22 protein-coding genes and 1 tRNA gene are annotated in these 20,867 nt (G+C 38.4%); 17 read left to right on the top strand and 6 right to left on the bottom strand.

Annotation, left to right across the window (positions count from 1 at the left end; translation table 11 throughout):
• The first annotated feature begins 462 nt into the window (after positions 1-462).
• The 3 genes from EFT72_RS12625 to EFT72_RS12615 all read left to right on the top strand — a co-directional run bounded on the left by EFT72_RS12625 (position 463) and on the right by EFT72_RS12615 (position 2,616).
• On the top strand, positions 463-936 hold the full coding sequence (locus EFT72_RS12625; protein WP_124067281.1) for a hypothetical protein: 474 nt from the start codon (positions 463-465) through the stop codon (positions 934-936).
• A 16-nt stretch (positions 937-952) separates the two neighbouring features.
• Positions 953-1,747: a DUF1189 domain-containing protein gene (locus EFT72_RS12620; RefSeq protein ID WP_124067280.1), complete on the top strand. Its 795-nt coding sequence runs from the start codon at positions 953-955 to the stop codon at positions 1,745-1,747.
• A 254-nt stretch (positions 1,748-2,001) separates the two neighbouring features.
• Positions 2,002-2,616, top strand: coding sequence for a hypothetical protein (locus EFT72_RS12615; RefSeq protein ID WP_124067279.1), 615 nt, complete (start codon positions 2,002-2,004; stop codon positions 2,614-2,616).
• A gap of 239 nt (positions 2,617-2,855) precedes the next feature.
• Here EFT72_RS12615 and EFT72_RS12610 read toward each other — a convergent pair whose 3' ends face one another.
• Together EFT72_RS12610 and EFT72_RS12605 are read right to left on the bottom strand one after the other, a co-directional pair.
• Positions 2,856-4,133 carry a cytidylate kinase family protein gene (locus EFT72_RS12610; RefSeq protein ID WP_243110009.1) on the bottom strand — a complete coding sequence of 426 codons (1,278 nt, stop codon included), beginning with the start codon at positions 4,131-4,133 and terminating at the stop codon, positions 2,856-2,858.
• Between the two features lie 2 nt (positions 4,134-4,135).
• Positions 4,136-4,546: a MarR family transcriptional regulator gene (locus EFT72_RS12605; protein ID WP_124067278.1), complete on the bottom strand. Its 411-nt coding sequence runs from the start codon at positions 4,544-4,546 to the stop codon at positions 4,136-4,138.
• 190 nt (positions 4,547-4,736) lie between these two features.
• On the opposite strand from EFT72_RS12605, the gene EFT72_RS12600 reads away from it, so the two are divergent.
• Positions 4,737-5,162, top strand: a complete 426-nt coding sequence (locus EFT72_RS12600; protein WP_124067277.1) for a site-specific integrase — start codon at positions 4,737-4,739, stop codon at positions 5,160-5,162.
• 649 nt (positions 5,163-5,811) lie between these two features.
• Here EFT72_RS12600 and EFT72_RS19280 read toward each other — a convergent pair.
• Positions 5,812-6,105: a helix-turn-helix domain-containing protein gene (locus EFT72_RS19280; RefSeq protein WP_164473151.1), complete on the bottom strand. Its 294-nt coding sequence runs from the start codon at positions 6,103-6,105 to the stop codon at positions 5,812-5,814.
• Between EFT72_RS19280 and EFT72_RS12595 the strand changes: the two genes are divergently transcribed.
• From EFT72_RS12595 to EFT72_RS12585, 3 genes are all read left to right on the top strand, one after another.
• Positions 6,071-6,628, top strand: a complete 558-nt coding sequence (locus EFT72_RS12595) for a site-specific integrase (RefSeq protein ID WP_347561881.1) — start codon at positions 6,071-6,073, stop codon at positions 6,626-6,628. The two genes, EFT72_RS19280 and EFT72_RS12595, sit on opposite strands and share 35 nt — an antisense overlap.
• A 396-nt stretch (positions 6,629-7,024) precedes the next feature.
• Positions 7,025-7,780 carry an alpha/beta hydrolase gene (locus EFT72_RS12590; RefSeq protein ID WP_124067275.1) on the top strand — a complete coding sequence of 252 codons (756 nt, stop codon included), beginning with the start codon at positions 7,025-7,027 and terminating at the stop codon, positions 7,778-7,780.
• A gap of 477 nt (positions 7,781-8,257) precedes the next feature.
• The gene (locus EFT72_RS12585; protein ID WP_124067274.1) at positions 8,258-9,643 is read left to right on the top strand and encodes a hypothetical protein; all 1,386 of its coding nucleotides are present in this window, start codon (positions 8,258-8,260) and stop codon (positions 9,641-9,643) included.
• Positions 9,644-9,895: 252 nt separating this feature from the next.
• Here the strand turns inward: EFT72_RS12585 and EFT72_RS12580 are convergent.
• From EFT72_RS12580 to trmB, 3 genes are all read right to left on the bottom strand, one after another.
• A tRNA-Lys gene (locus EFT72_RS12580) sits at positions 9,896-9,968 on the bottom strand.
• A 106-nt stretch (positions 9,969-10,074) separates the two neighbouring features.
• Positions 10,075-10,227, bottom strand: a complete 153-nt coding sequence (locus EFT72_RS19275; protein ID WP_164473149.1) for a hypothetical protein — start codon at positions 10,225-10,227, stop codon at positions 10,075-10,077.
• An 82-nt stretch (positions 10,228-10,309) separates the two neighbouring features.
• Positions 10,310-10,945 carry a tRNA (guanosine(46)-N7)-methyltransferase TrmB gene (gene trmB, locus EFT72_RS12575; protein WP_124067273.1) on the bottom strand — a complete coding sequence of 212 codons (636 nt, stop codon included), beginning with the start codon at positions 10,943-10,945 and terminating at the stop codon, positions 10,310-10,312.
• Between the two features lie 230 nt (positions 10,946-11,175).
• Between trmB and EFT72_RS12570 the strand changes: the two genes are divergently transcribed.
• The 10 genes from EFT72_RS12570 to EFT72_RS12525 all read left to right on the top strand — a co-directional run bounded on the left by EFT72_RS12570 (position 11,176) and on the right by EFT72_RS12525 (position 20,866).
• On the top strand, positions 11,176-12,141 hold the full coding sequence (locus EFT72_RS12570) for an SH3 domain-containing protein (RefSeq protein ID WP_124067272.1): 966 nt from the start codon (positions 11,176-11,178) through the stop codon (positions 12,139-12,141).
• Positions 12,142-12,366: 225 nt separating this feature from the next.
• A complete protein-coding gene (locus tag EFT72_RS12565; protein ID WP_124067271.1) occupies positions 12,367-12,678 on the top strand; it encodes an ATPase in 312 nt (103 codons plus the stop codon).
• A 4-nt stretch (positions 12,679-12,682) separates the two neighbouring features.
• Entirely contained in the window at positions 12,683-13,729 is a 1,047-nt protein-coding gene (locus EFT72_RS12560) for a V-type ATPase subunit (RefSeq protein ID WP_124067270.1), read from the top strand.
• A gap of 16 nt (positions 13,730-13,745) precedes the next feature.
• On the top strand, positions 13,746-15,677 hold the full coding sequence (locus EFT72_RS12555) for a V-type ATPase 116kDa subunit family protein (protein WP_124067269.1): 1,932 nt from the start codon (positions 13,746-13,748) through the stop codon (positions 15,675-15,677).
• Positions 15,678-15,695: 18 nt separating this feature from the next.
• Positions 15,696-16,127 carry an ATP synthase subunit C gene (locus EFT72_RS12550; protein WP_124067268.1) on the top strand — a complete coding sequence of 144 codons (432 nt, stop codon included), beginning with the start codon at positions 15,696-15,698 and terminating at the stop codon, positions 16,125-16,127.
• A 3-nt stretch (positions 16,128-16,130) separates the two neighbouring features.
• Positions 16,131-16,439 carry a V-type ATP synthase subunit F gene (locus tag EFT72_RS12545; RefSeq protein ID WP_124067267.1) on the top strand — a complete coding sequence of 103 codons (309 nt, stop codon included), beginning with the start codon at positions 16,131-16,133 and terminating at the stop codon, positions 16,437-16,439.
• Positions 16,440-16,455: 16 nt separating this feature from the next.
• Positions 16,456-17,058, top strand: coding sequence for a V-type ATP synthase subunit E (locus EFT72_RS12540; protein ID WP_124067266.1), 603 nt, complete (start codon positions 16,456-16,458; stop codon positions 17,056-17,058).
• Positions 17,051-18,817 (top strand): V-type ATP synthase subunit A, encoded by a 1,767-nt coding sequence (locus EFT72_RS12535; RefSeq protein ID WP_124067265.1) that lies wholly within the window; start codon positions 17,051-17,053, stop codon positions 18,815-18,817. Before EFT72_RS12540 ends, EFT72_RS12535 begins: the two co-directional genes overlap by 8 nt.
• Positions 18,818-18,831: 14 nt before the next feature.
• Entirely contained in the window at positions 18,832-20,235 is a 1,404-nt protein-coding gene (locus EFT72_RS12530) for a V-type ATP synthase subunit B (RefSeq protein WP_124067264.1), read from the top strand.
• Between the two features lie 10 nt (positions 20,236-20,245).
• Positions 20,246-20,866 carry a V-type ATP synthase subunit D gene (locus EFT72_RS12525; protein WP_124067263.1) on the top strand — a complete coding sequence of 207 codons (621 nt, stop codon included), beginning with the start codon at positions 20,246-20,248 and terminating at the stop codon, positions 20,864-20,866.
• Position 20,867 lies beyond the last annotated feature (1 nt).

Below are 20,867 nucleotides of genomic sequence, written 5' to 3'. Positions count from 1 at the left end.
TTTAACCTAAAATGTAAACAAACCGTAAACTTACGCCAGAACCGCATATTTTTCTAGGTTATATGTAGAAAATTTTTGCAATAATTTGTGAATATTGCCAGTGTTTTTTTTATGTTTTTATTTTTCATCGTCATTAGTACCTAACGCTTATCTAATAATATACAATTCCCTATAAAAAAAGGCAATCAATTATAAACCTTATCAAGTTACGACTAACAAAACTCACAAATGCTGTGGTCAATTTCATTTTAATTTTAATCGCTTTTCTTCCTATTATAATAAGCTCAAACGACCAACTGGTGGGAAAATTTAAAAGATCATTTACTGGAATTAGCAAGGCATGATTCCTTATAAGGTAAGTATTACATATTCTTAGCCATATTATGCTTGTACTGTTCTCCTTTTCTTCTTTCTATGGTAAAATATCCCTGTATAAAAACATAAGAGAAGGGACACATGAGTATGAGTAAAGTATGGAAAGTAAAGGTTGATGAAAAAGAATATGAGGTTAAGCTAAAGGGGAGTAGAGTTCTTGTGAATAATGAAAAGTTTAAGCTGAGGAACCTCCTTGTTAAGCATAAGTGGTTTCAAACGACATATGGCGTAGATATTGGAACAAAAAAGGCTATGTTGATTATAAGTTCCCTAATTGGGGGCACCAAGCTGGTCATCGACGAAAAGGACTGTGCTACTGGCGAAATATACGTTCCTGTTCATATTCCTAAATGGGCCTATGTTTTTATGGCATTGCACATGATAAATCTAATAAATGGTTTACTGGGCGCGATAATTGGATTAATTGGATGTTCTGCAACCGTTTCAATTTCTTCCAACAAAAAAATCCATATAGTTGCAAGGGTGGCTCTGGATATTGTGGTGCTGGTTTTGACTTATATTATTGTTATTGGAATTGTACTTGCACTGGCACAATACTAAGGGAGGAAAGATAAAAATGAATCTATTTAAGGAACTTCTATTATCTCTTTACGATTTTAAAAGCTTCAAGGAATTTATAAAAAATAAACGCCGCAAAGTTTTTTTAGCCGGAGTTGTTCTTATGGTCCTATATTTTTTTCTGACCATGATTGTTCCATTTGCAAGATTTCAGTTCAAAACAGGTGGATTTGGGAAAATTATAGAAGATTATGTTCCTGATTTTGAGTTGAACAACGGAACGCTTTGGGTTGAGCATCCCATCGAATACGAAGACGGCGGTACGTATATTTATATCGACACCTCGCTAGATAACTATTTTTATGATGTAGATGAGATCGGGAACTATATTTCTGATTATTACCAGGTAATCTTGGTGGATTCGGAAAAAATCATTGTAAAAAGTAAAGGTGAAATTATGGGAAAACACTTTTCCGAATTTGACATAAATTACAGCAGGGAGATGCTTCAGCGATGGACTCCAAGTGTTTATCTGATTGTAGTTGCATATATGATTCTGGCATTTTTATTCATGACGGCATTGTTTTTCTTTGGAGTACTTATTGTTGCCCTGATTGGGATGATAGTTGCCTCTTGTATGAAGTACCGCCTGACCTTTGGACAGTTGTATCAGATGGGGGTTTATGCCAGAACACTGCCTTTACTGATTAAGGCAATTGTATCTTTTCTGCCGTTTTCCATACCAATGTTCGGAATCATTAATTTTGGAATTTCAGTACTCTATATTGTACTTGCTATTCAAAAGATGAAGGAGTCTGATTTACAAAAACCCATTGAATTTGTTTCAGAATAAGCAAATAATTATAAACATCTAAAACTATCAGTGATAAGCTGGTAGTTTTTTTACATTAAAAATATTTCATACTTGTAATTTTTTTCATCTATAATATAATTATAATACAGAGTTTTTACATAACGTGTCACGTGCGTTTTATAAAGTACCGAAAGAAATTTAAAAAGAAAATACTAATGTAATGGAGGTCTTTAAATGGATATTTGGACAATGTCATTAAACTATGAAATCAATTAAATTTCAGGAGGTTTTATATGACAAAAATATACTGGATTGGTGGTTCACCATGTAGCGGTAAAAGCACAATAGCAGAGATTTTATCAAACAAATATGGACTGTATTATTTTAAAGTGGATGATTATTTAGAGAAGTATACAAATAACGGAGCCTTGTTGAATTTGGAACTATGCGTAAAGCAGAATAAAATGACTCCTGAAGAAACTTGGATGAGGGAACCTATATTACAATGTAAAGAAGAATTACAGTTTTATGAGGAGATATTTGATTTTATTCTACATGATTTGGAGGCAATCTGTGGGGGGAAGGACATTCTTACAGAAGGAGCTGCGTATTTACCAAATCTAATGATTAAAAAGTACATCCCATGGAATCGATATGTAGCAATCACACCGACAAAAGACTTTCAGATTAGACATTATATGCAAAGAGAATGGGTTCGTTTTGTGTTAAATGGATGTAGTGATGTTCAAAGGGCTTTCAAAAATTGGATGGATCGAGATTTTTTGTTTGCAGAAGAAGTAATACGTCAATGTGGGGAAAACAGATATCTCTCGTTTGTTAACGATGGTCAAATAGAGATAAAAGATTTTGTTAATTTAGTTTCTGATCATTTTGGCTTGGAGGTATAGGACCGAAGAGTTCTAGGTGACACAGAAGAACGTACACATCAAGCTAAGAATTTTTATATAGCTTTAGAGTTGGCCCTAACAATTTAATTCCTGGTGAAATTATTTATATCATTTCACAATCAATCACGCTCTATACCTTTGAAAGGTTTTGTCGTTTTATGATATTAACGACAAAACCTTTACCGTCCTTTGTATTCAACACTTCTTAGACTTTCGGAGTTTTGTCGGAATTTGCTGTTTTAATATTTTACCAATTCCATAATAATTTTTGCTGTTTTTTCAACTCCGTATAAATCCGACTTCAATGATAAGTCATAAGCATTTGCCATACCCCATTCTTTTCCCATAAAATGTTTACAGTAATTTTTCCGCTCTGTCTCTGCCTTTTTTATTTTCTTCTCAGCTTCATTTTTATTTAGGCTTTCGCGTTCCATCACATGTTTAGTTTTTGAATCTATATCTGAATAGACAAATACATTAAATGTATTTTTTTGCTCTGCTAAGATAAAGTTCGCAATTCTTCCTATAATGACACAAGATTCTTTTGCTGCAATTTCTTTAATTGTTCTTACTTCTGCATGAAATAATGCATCAAACTTTCCTTCTTCCCCATTTATATAAGCATAATTTTGCGTATATAAATCATAGAGAAAACTATGTGTCAATTTTTGCTCGTTGTTTCGCACAAATTCATCTGAATAACCATTTTCTTTTGCAACTTGATATATTAGTTCATCGTCATAATAAGCAATCCCAAGTTTACTTGCTACCAGCTTACCAATTTCTCTCCCACCACTTCCGTACTCACGACCAATGGTAATAACCAAGGGATCCTGCTCTGACTTTTCCGTATTAATATTTATATCCGTTTTTACGGGGAATAAAATGTTTGTTAATAAACTTAGTTCTCTTCCAAAAAATCTTGCAATCAATCCAACTATTGCTGCTGCAATAATGGTACCTTCACGGACTCCATTAATTCTATGAAATAGAACCACGGAAACAATTCCTGCTATTGCTGTCATAGATGCATCAAAACATACTTTCGTCGTTCCAAATTCTGCCTTTATTCTCTGTGTTGCTGCTTTTACAAAGGCTTCACCCGGAAGCATTACTACATCTGCAATCACTTCTAGATATACACCAAATCCTAATATCACACATCCAATTAGAAGGGAGACAATCTTTAAGTAATATTTATCTGGTTCCAACCAAGATAGTAGATTCATGGATTCATCAATAAAATATCCAAATGCAATTGACACAGGTATTTGCAATAGCTGTACCTTTTGAAATTTTTTACCAAGTATTGCAATTTGCAATGCAATTAATGCTAGGCTAAATACGATTGTAAACTGTCCTAATGTTGGAATAAACCAAAGACTTAATACGTAAGGAATACTTGATATCGGTGATGTGCCAAGATCTGCCTTTGTAATAAAACTCACTCCGAATGAATTGATATACAATCCAATCAAAAAAACTAAATAGCGTTTTGTCAATTCTCTTTTGTTCAAAATCACACTTCCTTTAAATTCTTATTTGCGCGTTTCAAATATTCTATAAACTGCTTTTTTTCTTTGTCTGTAAAATCATTTAATACAATGCCTTCTAAGGTATCGAACGCTTTTTTCACATAATCAGCTTCGTATTTTCCTTTATCTGTTAAAAATACATATAAATATCTGCGATTATCGTTTCGTGTTTTTCGCTCAATCATGCCGTTTTTCTCCATACGGAATAACAGACTCGTTACGGTTGCCGGTTCAATTCTGCATGCCATTGCAATTTCTTTTTGCACCGATCCATCATGTTCAAATAAGTATTCTAATATCTTAGGTTGTCCCACTGAGAGATGTCGATCTCGCAATTGTTCAAATACTTTTTTGATAAACATTGATTGATTTTCCATCATTAATTTATGATACATAAGTCTCCTCTCCTTTTTAATAACACATTGAATTCTAACAATTAGAATTCAATGTGTCAAGTTTTGTTTTTTATTCAGCTTACTGTAAATATAAGTATCTTTCCATATTGGTTTATTCTGCATCTATAAGCCCTGGCAATTTGCTGTCTCCTATCTGGTCGCCGGTGGAAACCTGGAATTTCTTCGTGATATGCTTGGTCATAGTGATTACACGACTACCAGAGATTATTTAAATCACAAGTCCCGTATCGTTCCCCTGGCTCGGAATTTACGAATATACTTACGCAGTTATCTGGATTATCGTGATGTTAAACCTATGGATGCACTGATTCTTAAAACAAACGGATCAGAAGCGATCAACTATAATGTATTGAAACAGCTCTTTTTCAGGATAAGGAAATGGACGGGTGTCGAAAGGTTGCATCCGCATTTATTAAGACATACGTTTGCTGTCTCCTATCTGGTCGGTGGTGGAAACCTAGAATTTCTTCGTGATATACTTGGTCATAGTGATTACACGACTACCAGGGATTATGTGAAAATGGCAAATCAGTACCGCATGATGGATGCAGATGTGTATAAACTGGATGATATTTTCTTCCGGCAGATAAAATAAAAGTATCTCAATCAATCTTCCCGATCTCCGTAGCTTCTCTGGCCGGGAACTTGGTTGAGATACTTTTTTATACTTGTAAATTCTTCCATTTGTAATATCCTGACTTTTGCAGTTGAATTAAGTAAAAAATGCCCTCAACCACAGTATTTATAAGGAGTTGGGGGCTTGTTATTTTGTCAGAAAATCATAGTGTTTTTTTGCCTTTTTTGGTGCTTGCTAAAATTTTTTTTAATTTCTCCTAAAGACTGGATTTTTGACGAGTATAGAATGCTATAAACTTGCTCGAGCTTTTCAAGAACCTCGTCATAGTAATCACATAGATAGTAGTTCTGCTGAAGATATGTGCACTCAGCTTTACTCATACTTTCTAAAAGCTTTCCAATACTGAATTCATGATTTGTTTGCATTTGAAGTATTCGTGTAATCAGTAATGCATGTTACACCCCCTTTCCGTTGTACGGTATAGGGTGGACAACAATTACATTATATTTTCTTTTTCGTATTTCGTCTACAATTTTCGAAAAGAGGGGGCTCTGTTTTTGGGAGAACCACTATTTTGTATCTCAATTTTCCTCCCTGGTTGCCCGGAGCTGCTCCGATCAGGAATTGAGTTGAGATACATTTTACCTGTTTTTTAACCAATCTTTGATTATTTCCCCTGACTTTTACTCGCATCTAATGATTTTTCCGATTGTTTTACTTTCAATGTTCTTTTAATTGATTCTTGATCAATAAAGTCTACTTTACGGTATGCTTGAATTATATTATGCTCTTCTACTGTGAATCCATCTGATACTTCTTTCCCTAAAATTAGCCAATCTAACGATACATGTAGATATTCGGCTACTCTTACAATTTTATCACACTGTGGAGATCTTTCATCCCATCTCCTAATTGTTCCATTTTCTATGCCTAATTCTCTTTCTAAAGTCTTAATGTTCAAACCATCTTGTTTAAGTTTAATGCGTCAAACCCTTAATAAGAATAACAAATATGTAAGAATCTACATGAAAAGCAAAGAAGTTGTTGAAATGGGACTTAGAAATTTATGTATCGTTCATCTTATGCTTGATGGTGGTTTAAGAAGTGAGGAAGTCATTGGTCTAAAGTTGAAGGATATTTGCTTTGACAAAGATTACATATTAATAGAAGATTCAAAAAATCACAAGTCCCGTATTGTTCCCCTGACTTGGAACTTACGAATATACTTACGCAGTTATCTGGATTATCGTAAAGTTAAACCTATGGATTCTTTGATTCTTAAAACAAACGGATCAGAAGCGATCAACTATAATGTATTGAAACAGCTCTTTTTCAGAATAAGGAAATGGACAGGTGTCGAAGGGTTGCATCCGCATTTATTAAGACATACGTTTGCTGTCTCCTATCTGGTCGGCGGTGGAACCTGGAATTTCCTCGTGATATGCTTGGTCATAGTGATTACACGACTACCAGGGATTATGTAAAAATGGCAAATCAGTACCGCATGATGGATGCAGATGTGTATAAACTGGATGATATTTTCTTCCGGCAGATAAAATAAAAGTATCTCAATCAATCTTCCCGATCGGCTGGAGCTTCTCCGGCCGGGAACTTGGTTGAGATACACTTTCTAAAGAGCTTTAAGTTTGTAATAAATCAAATTAGTATTTACAGTATTAAAGTACATTGGAAACTTAATATTGATAGTTGGTAACTTTAGTGATATTCTATTTAAGGAGTTTTTAAATAATAAGCGTAAAGCTGGAATTTGGAAGGAGCCTTGTAAGATGGGGATTTGGATGTAACGGCAAGGCCGTTTCAAAAAATATTCGGCCTTGCTGTACTATAATAATAGAATTATAGAAAAACAGGAGGCTTATATGGCTTATTTTATTTATCAAAAACAGAAGATTTACTATCAAGAGATTGGTACAGGTACTCCTTTACTGATGCTGCATGGAAATACAGCATCATCAGTCATGTTTTCCGATATTGCATCTAAGTATGCAAAGGACTATAGAGTCATCTTAATTGATTTTCTTGGTTATGGGAAATCTGATCGTGTAACAGAATTAAAAGAAGACTTATGGTATGATGAAGGAATGCAAGTAATTTGTTTTTTGGAAGAAAAGAAATACCGGAATGTAAAACTTATTGGTACAAGTGGTGGTGCACTCGCAGCTCTAAATGTTTCGCTGGAACGCCCAGATCTTGTTAGTCACCTCATTGCTGATAGTTTTGAAGGCGAACAGGCAAATCCGGATATAACTGAGGCTCTGCGACAGGGGCGTAAGGCATCTAAAAATGATTATGGTGCAAGAATGTTTTATAAAATGATGAATGGCATAGATTGGGAACGTGTCGTAGATGCAGACACACGTGCCGTGATTGCGCATGCAAATCATATAAGGAACTTTTTCCATAAGTCGCTTTATGTATTAAAACCGAAGGTGCTGTTTACTGGAAGTCAAAAGGATCCATTATTTCCATGTGGTTTTTATGAAGCCTTATTTAAGAATATGCTTCATAAGATAGAACACGGACAACAGTATTTGTTTGAAAGCGGCGGACATCCTGCAATGCTGTCAAATCAAGAGGAGTTTATTGAAATTAGTAAAAACTTTTTAAACAAGTAACGGATAAATAAATAAATCTATAATTGCATAATGCAAAGCTAATAAATTAATCAGCAAAGAAAACTACTAACTATCATTAATTAAGTTAGTAGTTTTTTTATGCAGCAATTTAATCAAGTAAACTGAGATTTTAACAATTTATTGTGCATTGATAAAGATGAAGATGTGTATTAACTGATGATATTTTCTTCCGGCAAATAAAATAAAAGTATCTCAATCAATCTTCCCAATCGGCTGGAGCTACTCCGACCGGGAACTTGAATGAGATACATATTTATACTTGTAAAATTTTCCATTTGCAATATAATTAATACAGTAATATTTATTTTTAATAGGGTGGCATTAGTTTAATATAATAGCAATAATGTGACGTTGAAATTTAAGTTTGTAAGAGAAAACAGTCTTGATCAATAATATTTAAAAATGGTCAGAACAAGCTGATAATCCACGAGTATAGCAAGGAATAGGAGATTTTCTATGAGAGATACTGGGCATATTACTCTTTGGAATGTTGAATGTATTTTTGTTGAAGAAAACAATGATATTTCAATCATCTCAAAGGATAAAGATAAGATTAAAGACTTCCGAGCACATTTTAACGATCAGAATTTTATTCTCAACTATTGTGGAAATATAGGTTATAAGTGTACCGCATTCATCGAGCGAGTGCAGTTTGAACTGAATTATGCCGTTAAGTTGTTTCCGAAATACATAATTAAGGGCTGCCATGATGATTCCTTTGATGGATTTGAGATGATGGGGGAAGCTATTGATGATTTCTTCAGCCCTTCTCGTTACTTCTACGATCGTTCAAAAGTAGGAGTCGAAACGAGTGTGGACTTTATCTATCATAATGAAGTTGCTGAAAAGTGGGTTATTACTTTTGAGGACAAGCCTGTTACAATCACATTATCTTATGGTGATATTTGGGGTCGGGGTGTAGCAAGTGATTTAATTCTGCATCCGAAACTTAAAATCAGTTTTTCCAAGACAACAGACGTACAGTACATATATCGTATGTATTTGTTGATTATAAGGTTCTTGCAGATAATTCGTTATGACACAAAATGCGGGAATCTTCGAATCGATCTATTTAGTGAAGAAAATGGAAAAATGTCCTATAATGGTCGCTTGTATGATTTTTGTGCTAATCGATCTCAGTTTCTCAAGGGATATTATGATGTCGAATATGGAAGCTTCAAGCCCTACATACAACGATTTCTGCAGTTTACTGCAGATAATCCAAATTACTCTTTCCATCATTACCCTTCGGATGGCATCAGATTTTTTGGCAGAGACTACTCCTCAATTGACTACATGAACATCTTTGCAGCGTTCGAATCAGAGTGTCATGCTAAAAAAGATATCTATGAAAATGCAGACGCAACAAGAGTCCAATCCGTTAAAGATGCCTTGATTATCCAAGTTCATGAGTATCTAAGAGAAGGATTGGAACAAGAAGAAACGGACTTTTTGAATAATGCGAAAGACCGCATATCGCAATTAGGAACACAGTTTGGACAAAAGAGAAAGATTGTAAATGCATATAAGATTCTGCATAACGCCCTGGATAGTTCAATAGAACACATTTTTTACCAGCCGGAATTTAGATTAAAAGGTCCGTTGCAGAAGGGTGATCTTAATAAAATTGCAGGGTTCTTAGCAGCTCAAAGAGGTGCAGTTGCCCATGGCAGTTTTTTAAACACTTTTTCTGATGTAGATGCGCAAAAGATTCGTTTTCTGGAAATCCTTACATACTCTCAATTACTTAAGCGTGTTGGACTGGAAGATGCAGATATCGAGCGTGTAATTGGGGCATTATTTGGATGCAATTTTATACTGTTTCAGGAAGAGTATCACTGATAGAGACGACCAATTGGAGAATCAGTACTTCCGTCTCAAACATAGATTGAATTGCTCATTATGTTTATAATGAAGTGAATATGTAAAACAATATAAAAGAAGTACTGTCCCCGACGTTCCCACCCGTCAAAGACAGTACTTCTTTTACCCTTAAGTCCTTCCCAAAGGACAAATAGATTCACCCATTATTTCCACACAAAGGAAAAGCACCGTCCCCAACGCTCTCAGTCGTCAAAAACAGTACTTTTTTAGTGCGCCTTCAGGGATTCGAACCCTGGACAAATAGATTAAGAGTCTACTGCTCTACCAGCTGAGCTAAAGGCGCTTGTCTTTCGTTTGTTTTGTGCGGTCACAAGCACGTGTGTAATTATATAACTCAATTCAACAAAAGTCAACACCTTTTTTACAAAAAGTTTACATCTTTTTCGAATTTATTTATTATTATTATTTTTCTTTAAATTTCCTCCTAATGTTTTGTTTACTTCTACAAAAGATTTGTTTAAAACCAAAAGTTTCTTATTTAATTCCGTTTTATCACTGGTTGCCTGAAGAAGCTTATTTGTTACCTTATCTTTCATATTCATACGATCACGCCAACTGTCTTTTCTCTTATTATATGCAAAACCGGCTTCCCCGTTCAAGGAGGGAGCCGGTTCCTTTAAGGTATTATCTTCCTGCAATCAATTTATAGATTGGATTCCCTTTTAAAGAAAACTTCTCTTCATATTCGGTCATTACATTGCCCTCTCCCATCTCACTGTGGTGTAGATCATACGTATAGGATGAAATCTTCCAACCAGCTTCTGGGATTGATTCCATTGAATAATCGAATAATCCTTTATTATCTGTTTTAAATTCCACCACTCCATCTGGCATTAAGATCTGATCATAGACCTTCATGAACTCCTTTGAAGTCAGCCTGCGCTTCGAATGACGGTCTTTGGGCCATGGGTCGGAAAAATTTAGATATATTTTGCGAACCTCCCCCAGTGAAAAAATATCTGCAAGATTTTTTGCATCCACACACATAAGAAAGCTATTATTTTGTTCCATCTCTTCCCGTTTTTGCAATCCCCGAAGCAGCACACTAGGGTAGCGTTCAATTCCAACATAATTAATATCCGGATGAAGTGAGGCCAGTTCCATAATAAAGCGCCCCTTTCCCATACCAATCTCAATTTCTATGGGATTGTCATTGCCAAATACTTTATTCCAGCTTCCTTTATTACTCTCCGGATTCTGGATCACATATGGGCTTTTTGCAATTTCTTCTTCTGAGCCAGGTATGTGACGTAGCCTCATCGTATTATTCCTCCATATATCTGTTCATTTTACAAATTTTGTTCTCTCTCGCAGGTAGATTGTATCATAACCTGTCCTTCCAGTGCAAGTTGTTCCCTTGGTTCCAGAATCAGTTGTTTAATTTTCTCTTACAAATTATGTTTTAGAAAAATAACAGGTGCGCAATTTTGCTATATCTAGTATAATGTCTGTATATTGAAAGAATACCGTTTTTGCAAAGGAGGAAATATATGGGAACTACAGATAACAGTTTCTGGAGTAAAATCCAGCAGGGTTTAAGAGAGACGGAATCACTTTTAAACCAAAAACAATACAATTTGGCCACCATCAAAGCCCGACAAACACTAGAATATTTGGTTCATAATCTATGTGAAAAAGCTCTGATTATAGAAGGGGATCTTGCTGGTTGCATCGACCAGTTATATGAAGGACGCTTTATTTCCAAGACCGTCAAAGACCACTACCACAGAATCCGAGTATTAGGGAATAAAGCCGTTCACGAAGGTAATGACAGTCCTTACGATGCCAGGGAAGCCTGCTCTCTACTGGCACAGGAAGTTAATAATTATATTAAAACAATTCAAAAAAACAAACAGGGTTCTCCCTCAAGGCGTCCCCCAGTTTCCGAATTAAAAACCACCTCCCAGACCTCCAGAGGAGCCTCTAAAAGTCGAGGCCAGAGAACCGCTCCAAGTAGACAAAGAGCTCCACAGAAACCACTCCCTCACAATAGAAGCAGAAGACGATCCTCTAAAAAATCAGGAGAGCTAAAAGGCTTAGTAAAGCCCATTCTAATTTTCCTTGTCCTGTTTCTAATCGTTCTTCTCGTAGTAAAATTAATTCCTGGAAAAGACAAGAAAAATGAAACGGCACCCACAACGGCATCCACTCAGGTACCCACGGAATCTGCTTCTGTTACAGCCCCTCCCACAGAGCCCCCTGTATCAGAAACAGAAGCGCCAAAGATTTATACCACAAAGAGCAAACTTAACGTTCGGTCGGAACCGTCTACAGACAGCACCCGATTCGGAAGTCTTGCATCCGGGACAGTCGTTGATTATGTTAAAACCTATGACGACACATGGACCGTTATCGAATTTGAAGGAAAACAGGCATACGTTGCCACTGAGTTTCTAACCGTATCTCAAAAAGAACTCAGTTCCGGCGATGCGCAAGCAACCAATGAAAATCAATAATCCAATAAAAAGCGAAGGTACAAAGTTCTTCTATTTGTGTCTTTCGCTTTTTTATTTTACCGCATGCATAACCATCGTCCAAGCGGTATAACTTATATTTATGATAAAATAACATTGATATTAAGGAAATTTACGAAGATTCTATGGAAATTTTTCAAATTTGTAGTATCATTGATAATAGGAAACTTATTTTCAAGGTAAATATTACGAAAAGGAGGACTCAATATGGACGCTGTTATAGAAAAAATATCTGAAATTGAATCAACCGCCACATCTATTATGGATAACGCAAATGAACGCAAAAAAACGTTTGCCAAGGAGATGACAGAAAAAACGGCTGCATTTGATGATCAGTTAGAAAAAGAAACTCAAACAGAAATTGAAAAACTGCGGGCTGATATGGAAGTCAATATGAACAAACGTTTAAAGCAACAGCAAATTGATGCTCAAAAAGTCCTTGAACGAATGACAAAGCGTTTTGAAGATCACCATACCCAGTATGTGGAAGATTTATTTAAAACAATGATAAAGGAGTGATCTCATGGGAAGTCTGCTATCATACAGTGGCATTACAACCAAAGTCAGAGCCATGGAGAGCAATCTGATCACGGACAGTCAGTTTCGAGAAATGTCAGGAATGGAGACCGTTTTAGAAGCAGTTGAATATTTAAGACACTTACCTACCTACCATGGACTGTTTCAGGATTTGGAAGACGCAGAGCTTCACCGAGGCGCCATCGAGCAGCGGCTGATCCTGTCATTGTATCAGGATTTTGCAAAATTATATCGGTTTTCAAATTTAAGCCAGCGCAAATTTCTGGATCTATATTTTATGCACTTTGAAATTGGTATTTTAAAAAAATGTTTCCGTAACTCAATGGGGCGAAATAAGTTGTCCATTGATCTATCTGTATTTCGGGATTTTTTTGCAAAGCATTCCAAACTGGATCTTATCAAGCTTTCTTCTTCATCCGATCTACATGAATTCATTGCCAATCTGGAAGGCTCCCCTTATTACGATATTCTCTCTCATCTAGATGATCAGGAGACCCCGTCTTTGTTTGATTACGAAGTGCATCTGGATCTACTCTATTTTCGAACGATCTGGAAGGTTATGGGGAAATATCTAAGCAATACAGAAAAGGAGCTGCTAACCCGTTGCTTTGGCAGTAAACTGGATCTTTTAAATATTCAGTGGATCTACCGATCCAAAAAATACTACAATCTGCCGCCCGCGGATATCTATGCCCTGCTTATTCCTGTGAATTATCATTTAAAGAAAGAGCAGATAACAAAGATGGCAGAGACTGGAACCATGGACGAATTTTATTCTGTCTTAAAAACAACGTTTTATGGCAGAAAATCCGGATTGGAACTTTCAGAAAAGCCAAATTTAGAACGCTTGGCAGAAGATGTCCTGGATAAAATCTACCACTCCACCAGCAAGCAGAATCCATATTCCATTGCCACATTAAATTCCTATCTCTATCAAAAAGAGGAAGAAATACAAAAGATCATTACACTCATAGAGAGTATCCGTTACCGGGTAAGCGCCGAAGATATCCTCTCCTATGTGGTAAAAAAGTAAAGGAGGTTGCTTTTCTGTGATAGAAAAATTGAAGTTTTTAAGTATCACCGGACCAAAGGACGACATCGACCGGGTCATTGATACGTATCTTTCCAAGTATGAAATTCATTTGGAAAATGCTCTGTCTGAGTTAAAGACGGTTAAAGATCTAAGACCCTATGTTGAAACTAATCCTTACCGGGATACGTACCAGCGTGCTCTGGAACTATCCAAACTGCTTCCAAACCAAAGCACATCTGACTCCCCAAAAACGGTCTCCATTCACGAAGCCGTTAAGATCATTGAAGGGATCGGGACAGATGTTATGGAACTTACCAATGAAATGGATTCCATACAAAAGAACATCGATGTACTAAATCATTCCTTGGAACAAGTGGATCCTTTTATGGGACTTAATTATGATTTAAGATCCATCCTACAGTTTAAGTACATCAAATACCGATTTGGACGGATTTCCCATGAGTACTATAATAAATTCATCAACTATGTATACGATACCATTGATACGGTTGTGTATAAGTGTCGTGAGGATGAAGAGTACGTCTGGCTGGTTTATTTTACCCCTGAGACTATCTCGGATAAAATAGATGCCATATACTCTTCCATGCGATTTGAACGTTTTTTTATTCCAGATGAATACAATGGAACTCCAACTGATGCCATTCATACGTTGGAAAATAAGATTAAGATTCACACGAATCAGATGCAGCAAATTAAAGACAAGATGTCTGACATGCTGACGGTAAAAAAGGATGAACTTCTTTCCGCAGTCAATCGGTTGGAAACTTTTTCTACCAACTTTAACGTTCGGAAACTAGCCGCTTGTACCAAACAGAACATAAACACCTTTTACATTCTTTGTGGATGGATGACAAACCGGGATGCCAAAGCATTTCAGAATGAAATATCCGATGATGAAAAGACATTTTGTATCATAGAGGATGACCATAACAACATTTCAAGCAAGCCACCTACCAAGCTGTTAAATCCAAGGCTTTTTAAACCATTTGAATTGTTTATACAGATGTACGGATTGCCCTCTTATAATGAAATCGACCCCACCATGCTAATCGGAATCACATACTCTATCCTGTTTGGTTTCATGTTTGGGGATGTCGGCCAGGGATTATGTCTTTTACTCGGCGGATTTCTTCTTTTCCGATTCAAAAAGATAAACTTGGCAGCCATTATCTCCTGCTGCGGTTTCTTTTCAACCATATTCGGGTTCCTGTTTGGGAGTGTCTTTGGATTTGAAGATGTGATTCATGCCGTGTGGCTGCGGCCCATGGAGCATATGACTCATCTTCCATTTATTGGGAACCTTAATACAGTATTTGTGGCATCCATTTCCATCGGAATGGGAATTATACTGCTTACGATGATATTAAACATCATAAACAGCATCCGCGCCCATGATCCGGAACGGACGTATTTTGATAACAACGGAGTTGCCGGACTGGTCTTTTATACCGGGCTGGTTCTTACTATAGTCCTTTACATGAAATCCTATCCCATTCCAGCGGTCTTTCTACTGGTTCTCATGTTTGTGGTTCCTCTGCTTATTATATTCTTTAAGGAACCTCTTACTAATCTGGTAGAGAAAAAAGCAAAGATCATGCCCGAAGGGAAAGGCATGTTTATCACACAAGGATTTTTCGAACTATTTGAAGTATTATTAAGCTACTTTTCAAACACCCTCTCCTTTGTCCGGGTCGGAGCCTTTGCCATCAGCCATGCGGCTATGATGGAGGTCGTACTTATGCTCTCCGGTGTAGAAGCTGGATCCCCCAACTGGCTAGTTGTGGTATTAGGCAACTTATTTGTCTGTGGCATGGAGGGACTTATCGTAGGAATCCAGGTTCTTCGTTTGGAATACTACGAATTATTCAGCCGTTTTTACCGGGGAACCGGTCGTGCTTTTAAACCATACGGAAAGAAAAACCAATAACAATCAGGAGGTAGATTTATGTCAACATTAGTTAAAATTACACTTGCAGCGGCTTTATTCTTAAGCATTGCAGTCCCATTTTTTGCATATTCCATGGGGGAAAAATCAAAAGGACGTTACAAAAAAGCATTAGGAGCCAATGTCATGTTATTTTTCGGCACACTCCTTGTATCTGGTATTTTTCTATTCAACGGGCAGGCAGATGCTGCAGAAACTGCTGCCGCTAGCGCAAGCAGTGTGGCAGGTATGGGATATTTAGCTGCCGCCCTTTCCACTGGACTTGCTTGTGTCGGTGGAGGAATTGCAGTTTCGGCTTCTGCCAGTGCTGCGTTAGGTGCCATCAGTGAAGACGGTTCCATCCTTGGTAAATCACTTATCTTCGTAGGTCTTGCCGAAGGTGTATGTCTTTATGGTCTGATCATTTCCTTTATGATCCTAGGTAAATTATAATCCATGAAAATGTATTTAATCAGCGACAACGTTGACACCTGGACCGGGATGAGACTGGCAGGTGTAGAAGGTGCTGTCGTTCACGAGAAGGCAGAGTTGAAAAACCAACTAGATAAGGTTCTGGCCGATAAAGAAATCGGAATTATACTCTTGACGGAAAAGTTTGGGAAAGAATTTCCCGATATCATAAACGATGTGAAACTAAACCGAAAACTTCCTCTGATCATCGAGATTCCTGACCGACACGGTACCGGCCGCAAGCCGAACTTTATTACGGATTATGTCAACGAAGCAATTGGATTAAAACTATAAGAAAGAGGTGATCATCTTGACAACTGAGGAAAAATTGCAGCATTTCATGGAATTTTGCATGGAAGATGCCAGATCCCGCAGTGCAAAGATGCTTGATGAATATACCGCGGCCTTAGAGCAGACCTTTTTAGAACACCAGGAAGACGCCAAAAGACGTTCAAAACAACAGGTAGCTTTAGAAAGCGAACGGATCGAACGAGAGATCAATAAAAGTCTCTCTCTGGAACAGATCAGCATGAAGCGGGAATTTGGAAAAAAGCAGGATGAACTGAAAGAAAAACTATTTCTGGAATTAAAAGAAACAGTGGAACAATTTATGGAAACACCAGAATATATCAAGCTGTTGGAGAAACAGATTCTGGAAGCCAAGGAGCTGGCGGGGAAAGAATTCATCACAATCTATATTGATCCAGCTGATGAAGAAAAGATAAGTAACCTCTCCCTTCCGGGCAGTGCAGATATTCGTGTCAGTGAATACCCATTTATGGGCGGAACCCGGGCTGTAATTCCTTCCAGACATATTTTAATCGACAATTCCTTCCAGTCGAAGCTGGAGGAAGCAAAGCATGATTTCCGCTTTGATAGTAAGGATTTGACGGGAGGTACGGCAAATGAGTAATACAGGCACCATTTCGGGAATCAATGGACCCATTATTTATATAAAGGGCGATCCCGGATTCAGAATGAATGAAATGGTCTATGTGGGAAAAGACAATCTGGTGGGGGAAGTCATCGGTTTGACTGACCGCCATACCATCGTACAGGTTTACGAAGAAACAAGTGGGTTAAAACCCGGAGAAACTGTGACTGCCACCGATCGGCCTGTATCCGTTACCTTGGCTCCAGGTATCTTAAATAATATCTTTGACGGGATTGAACGGCCACTGAAAGAGATCGCCAAAACTGGAGGTCCGTATATTGACCGGGGGATTCATGTTAACTCTCTGGATACCGAAAAGCTTTGGGAAACTCACATGACGGTAAAAGAAGGGGATCATCTGTTTCCCGGTGCAATCATAGCTGAAGTACAGGAAACACCAGCGATCGTCCATAAAGTTATGCTGCCTCCTGATTTGGAGGGCTTTGTGACCCATGTAGTCAAAGATGGTTCCTATACCATCTCTGATCCCATTGTCACCTTGAATCTCCCAGATGGAACAGAGAAACAACTGACCATGACACAGCAATGGCCCATTCGTATCCCAAGACCGATTCTAAAACGGTATCCGGCTTCCCAGCCTTTGATTACCGGTCAACGAATCATTGATACGCTCTTCCCTCTTGCTAAGGGCGGTACCGCCTGCATTCCAGGTGGTTTTGGAACCGGAAAGACTATGACACAGCACCAAATCGCCAAGTGGTCCGATGCCGATATTATCATTTATATTGGATGCGGGGAACGAGGCAATGAAATGACCCAGGTCTTAGAGGAGTTTTCTGAGCTGATCGACCCCCGATCCGGCAATCCTTTGATGGACCGGACCACTCTGATCGCCAACACCTCTAATATGCCCGTAGCGGCCCGTGAGGCAAGCCTTTATTCTGGTCTTACTTTGGCTGAATATTACCGGGATATGGGGTACCATGTAGCGATCATGGCGGATTCAACCTCTCGGTGGGCGGAAGCATTAAGGGAATTATCCGGCCGTTTGGAGGAGATGCCTGCAGAAGAAGGCTTTCCCGCTTATTTGGCATCCCGCTTATCTGCGTTCTACGAACGAGCCGGCATGATGCAGAATATGAACGGAACGGAAGGTTCCGTAACGATCATTGGGGCCGTTTCTCCGCAAGGAGGCGATTTCTCCGAACCCGTTACCCAGAATACCAAACGTTTTGTCCGCTGCTTCTGGGGATTAGACCGGAATCTGGCAAACGAGCGCCATTTTCCAGCCATTCACTGGCTCAGTAGTTACTCGGAGTACTTAACCGATCTGGCCCCTTGGTATGTGGAACATGTGGATAAGAAATTTATCGATTACCGGAACCGTCTGGTGTTTTTGCTGACACAGGAGAGCAGCCTGATGGAAATCGTAAAGCTGATCGGTGGAGATATGCTTCCAGACGATCAGAAGCTAATCCTGGAGATTTCAAAAGTAATTCGAATTGGATTTTTACAACAAAACGCGTTTCACAAAGAAGACACCTGCGTTCCCATGGAAAAGCAGTTTAAGATGATGGATCTAATCCTGTATCTATATAAAAAATCAAGATCCTTAGTTTCTATGGGGATGCCCATGTCCGTCTTAAAAGAAGATCCCGTGTTTGATAAAATCATTTCAATTAAATACGATGTTCCAAACGATAAACTGGATCTGTTCGATGAATATAAAAAACAAGTGGATGAATTCTATGACTCTGTCATCGAGCGCAACGCATAGAAAGGAGGCAGGCTATGGCTATTGAATATTTAGGGTTAAGTGCAATCAACGGCCCCATGGTCGTCCTGGAAGGAGTTAAGAATGCTTCTTTCGATGAAATCGTGGAGATGACCGTTGACCGAAAAACCAAAAAGCTGGGGCGCATCATTGAAGTTTATGAAGAAAAAGCGATCATACAGGTATTTGAGGGAACAGACGGATTGGCACTAAGAAATGTCCATACTCGTCTCACCGGTCATCCCATGGAACTTGCAGTCTCAGAAGACATGTTAGGACGTACCTTTAACGGCATTGGAGTTCCCATTGACGGTCTTGGAGATATTAACTCTGAGATTTGTCTGGACATTAACGGAAAGCCCTTAAATCCAGTGACCAGAGAATACCCTAGAGATTACATCCGAACCGGCATCTCAGCCATCGATGGATTGATGACTCTGATCCGTGGGCAGAAGCTTCCCATCTTCTCTGGAAATGGACTTCCTCACGATGAACTGGCTGCTCAAATCGTGCAGCAAGCATCCCTTGGGGATGACGCAAAGACCAGTGAGAAATTTGCTGTTGTTTTTGCTGCTATGGGGGTCAAGTACGATGTGGCAGATTTCTTCCGGCGTACGTTTGAAGAAAGCGGTGTTTCCGATCATGTTGCCATGTTTATTAATCTGGCAAACGATCCTGTCGTGGAACGTCTGATCACGCCAAAAGTTGCATTGACATTAGCCGAATATCTGGCTTTTGAAAAGGGTATGCACATTCTTGTTATATTAACAGATATGACCGCCTACGCAGAAGCCCTGCGAGAAGTTTCATCCTCTAAGGGAGAAATTCCTTCCCGTAAAGGTTATCCTGGTTATCTCTACAGTGAACTGGCTTCTATCTATGAACGTGCCGGCATTGTAAAAGGCAGACATGGTTCCGTTACTCAGATTCCGATTCTTACCATGCCAAACGACGACATCACTCACCCCATCCCCGATTTAACGGGATACATTACAGAAGGACAGATCGTTCTGGACCGGAACCTTTATGGACAGTCCATTTATCCACCCATTAATGTTCTCCCTTCCTTAAGCCGTTTGATGAAGGATGGCATTGGAGAAGGATTTACACGAGCAGACCATCAGGGTGTGGCGAACCAGCTCTTCTCCTGTTATGCCAAGGTAGGGGATGCAAGAGCTCTGGCATCGGTTATCGGTGAAGATGAACTCTCTCCCATTGACAAAAAGTTTCTGGTGTTTGGGAATGAATTTGAATCCCGTTTCGTGGGACAGGGAAGTCATGCCAACCGGAATATAATAGAAACCCTTCAGATTGGATGGGAGCTTTTGGGACTTTTACCAAGAGCCGAACTAGACCGAATTGACACCAAGGTCTTAGATCAGTACTACAAGGAAACCACCCCTGGCAAATCGGAAGAATAGGAGGCCTTAGATGAATCCTAATACATTTCCAACCAAAGGTAATTTAATTCTGGCCAAAGGCTCACTGGCACTTGCCAGCCAAGGTTATGAGCTGATGGATAAAAAAAGGAATATTCTGATCAAGGAACTTATGAGTTTGATTGATGAAGCCAAGGGAATCCAGTCAGAAATCGATGTTACCTTTACATCTGCCTATAAAGCACTCCAAAAGGCGAATATTGAACTGGGAATCGATTATGTACAAGACATTGCCATGGCGGTTCCCGTTGATAATACGGTGCGGATAAAAACCCGGAGCATTATGGGAACTGAGATTCCCCTGGTCGAACATGATGATACACCGTTAAATCTGACCTATGCCTACTATAGCACCAGAGAATCCCTTGACGAGGCAAGATATCAATTTGAAAAAGTCAAAAAACTTACGGTCAAACTGTCCATGGTAGAAAATTCCGCATATCGCTTGGCAAACAGCATCAAGCGAACCCAAAAACGTGCCAATGCGCTAAAGAACATTACCATTCCAAGGTACAAGACACTCACAAAGGATATTTCCAATTCTTTGGAAGAAAAAGACCGGGAAGAATTTACAAGACTTAAAGTGATCAAACGGAATAAGAAAAGTTTCTAAA

Source organism: Clostridium sp. E02, from assembly GCF_003833015.1.
In the GTDB taxonomy this organism is placed as follows: Bacteria; Bacillota; Clostridia; order Lachnospirales; family Lachnospiraceae; genus Lacrimispora.
This window is presented reverse-complemented; position numbering and strand designations above follow the sequence as displayed.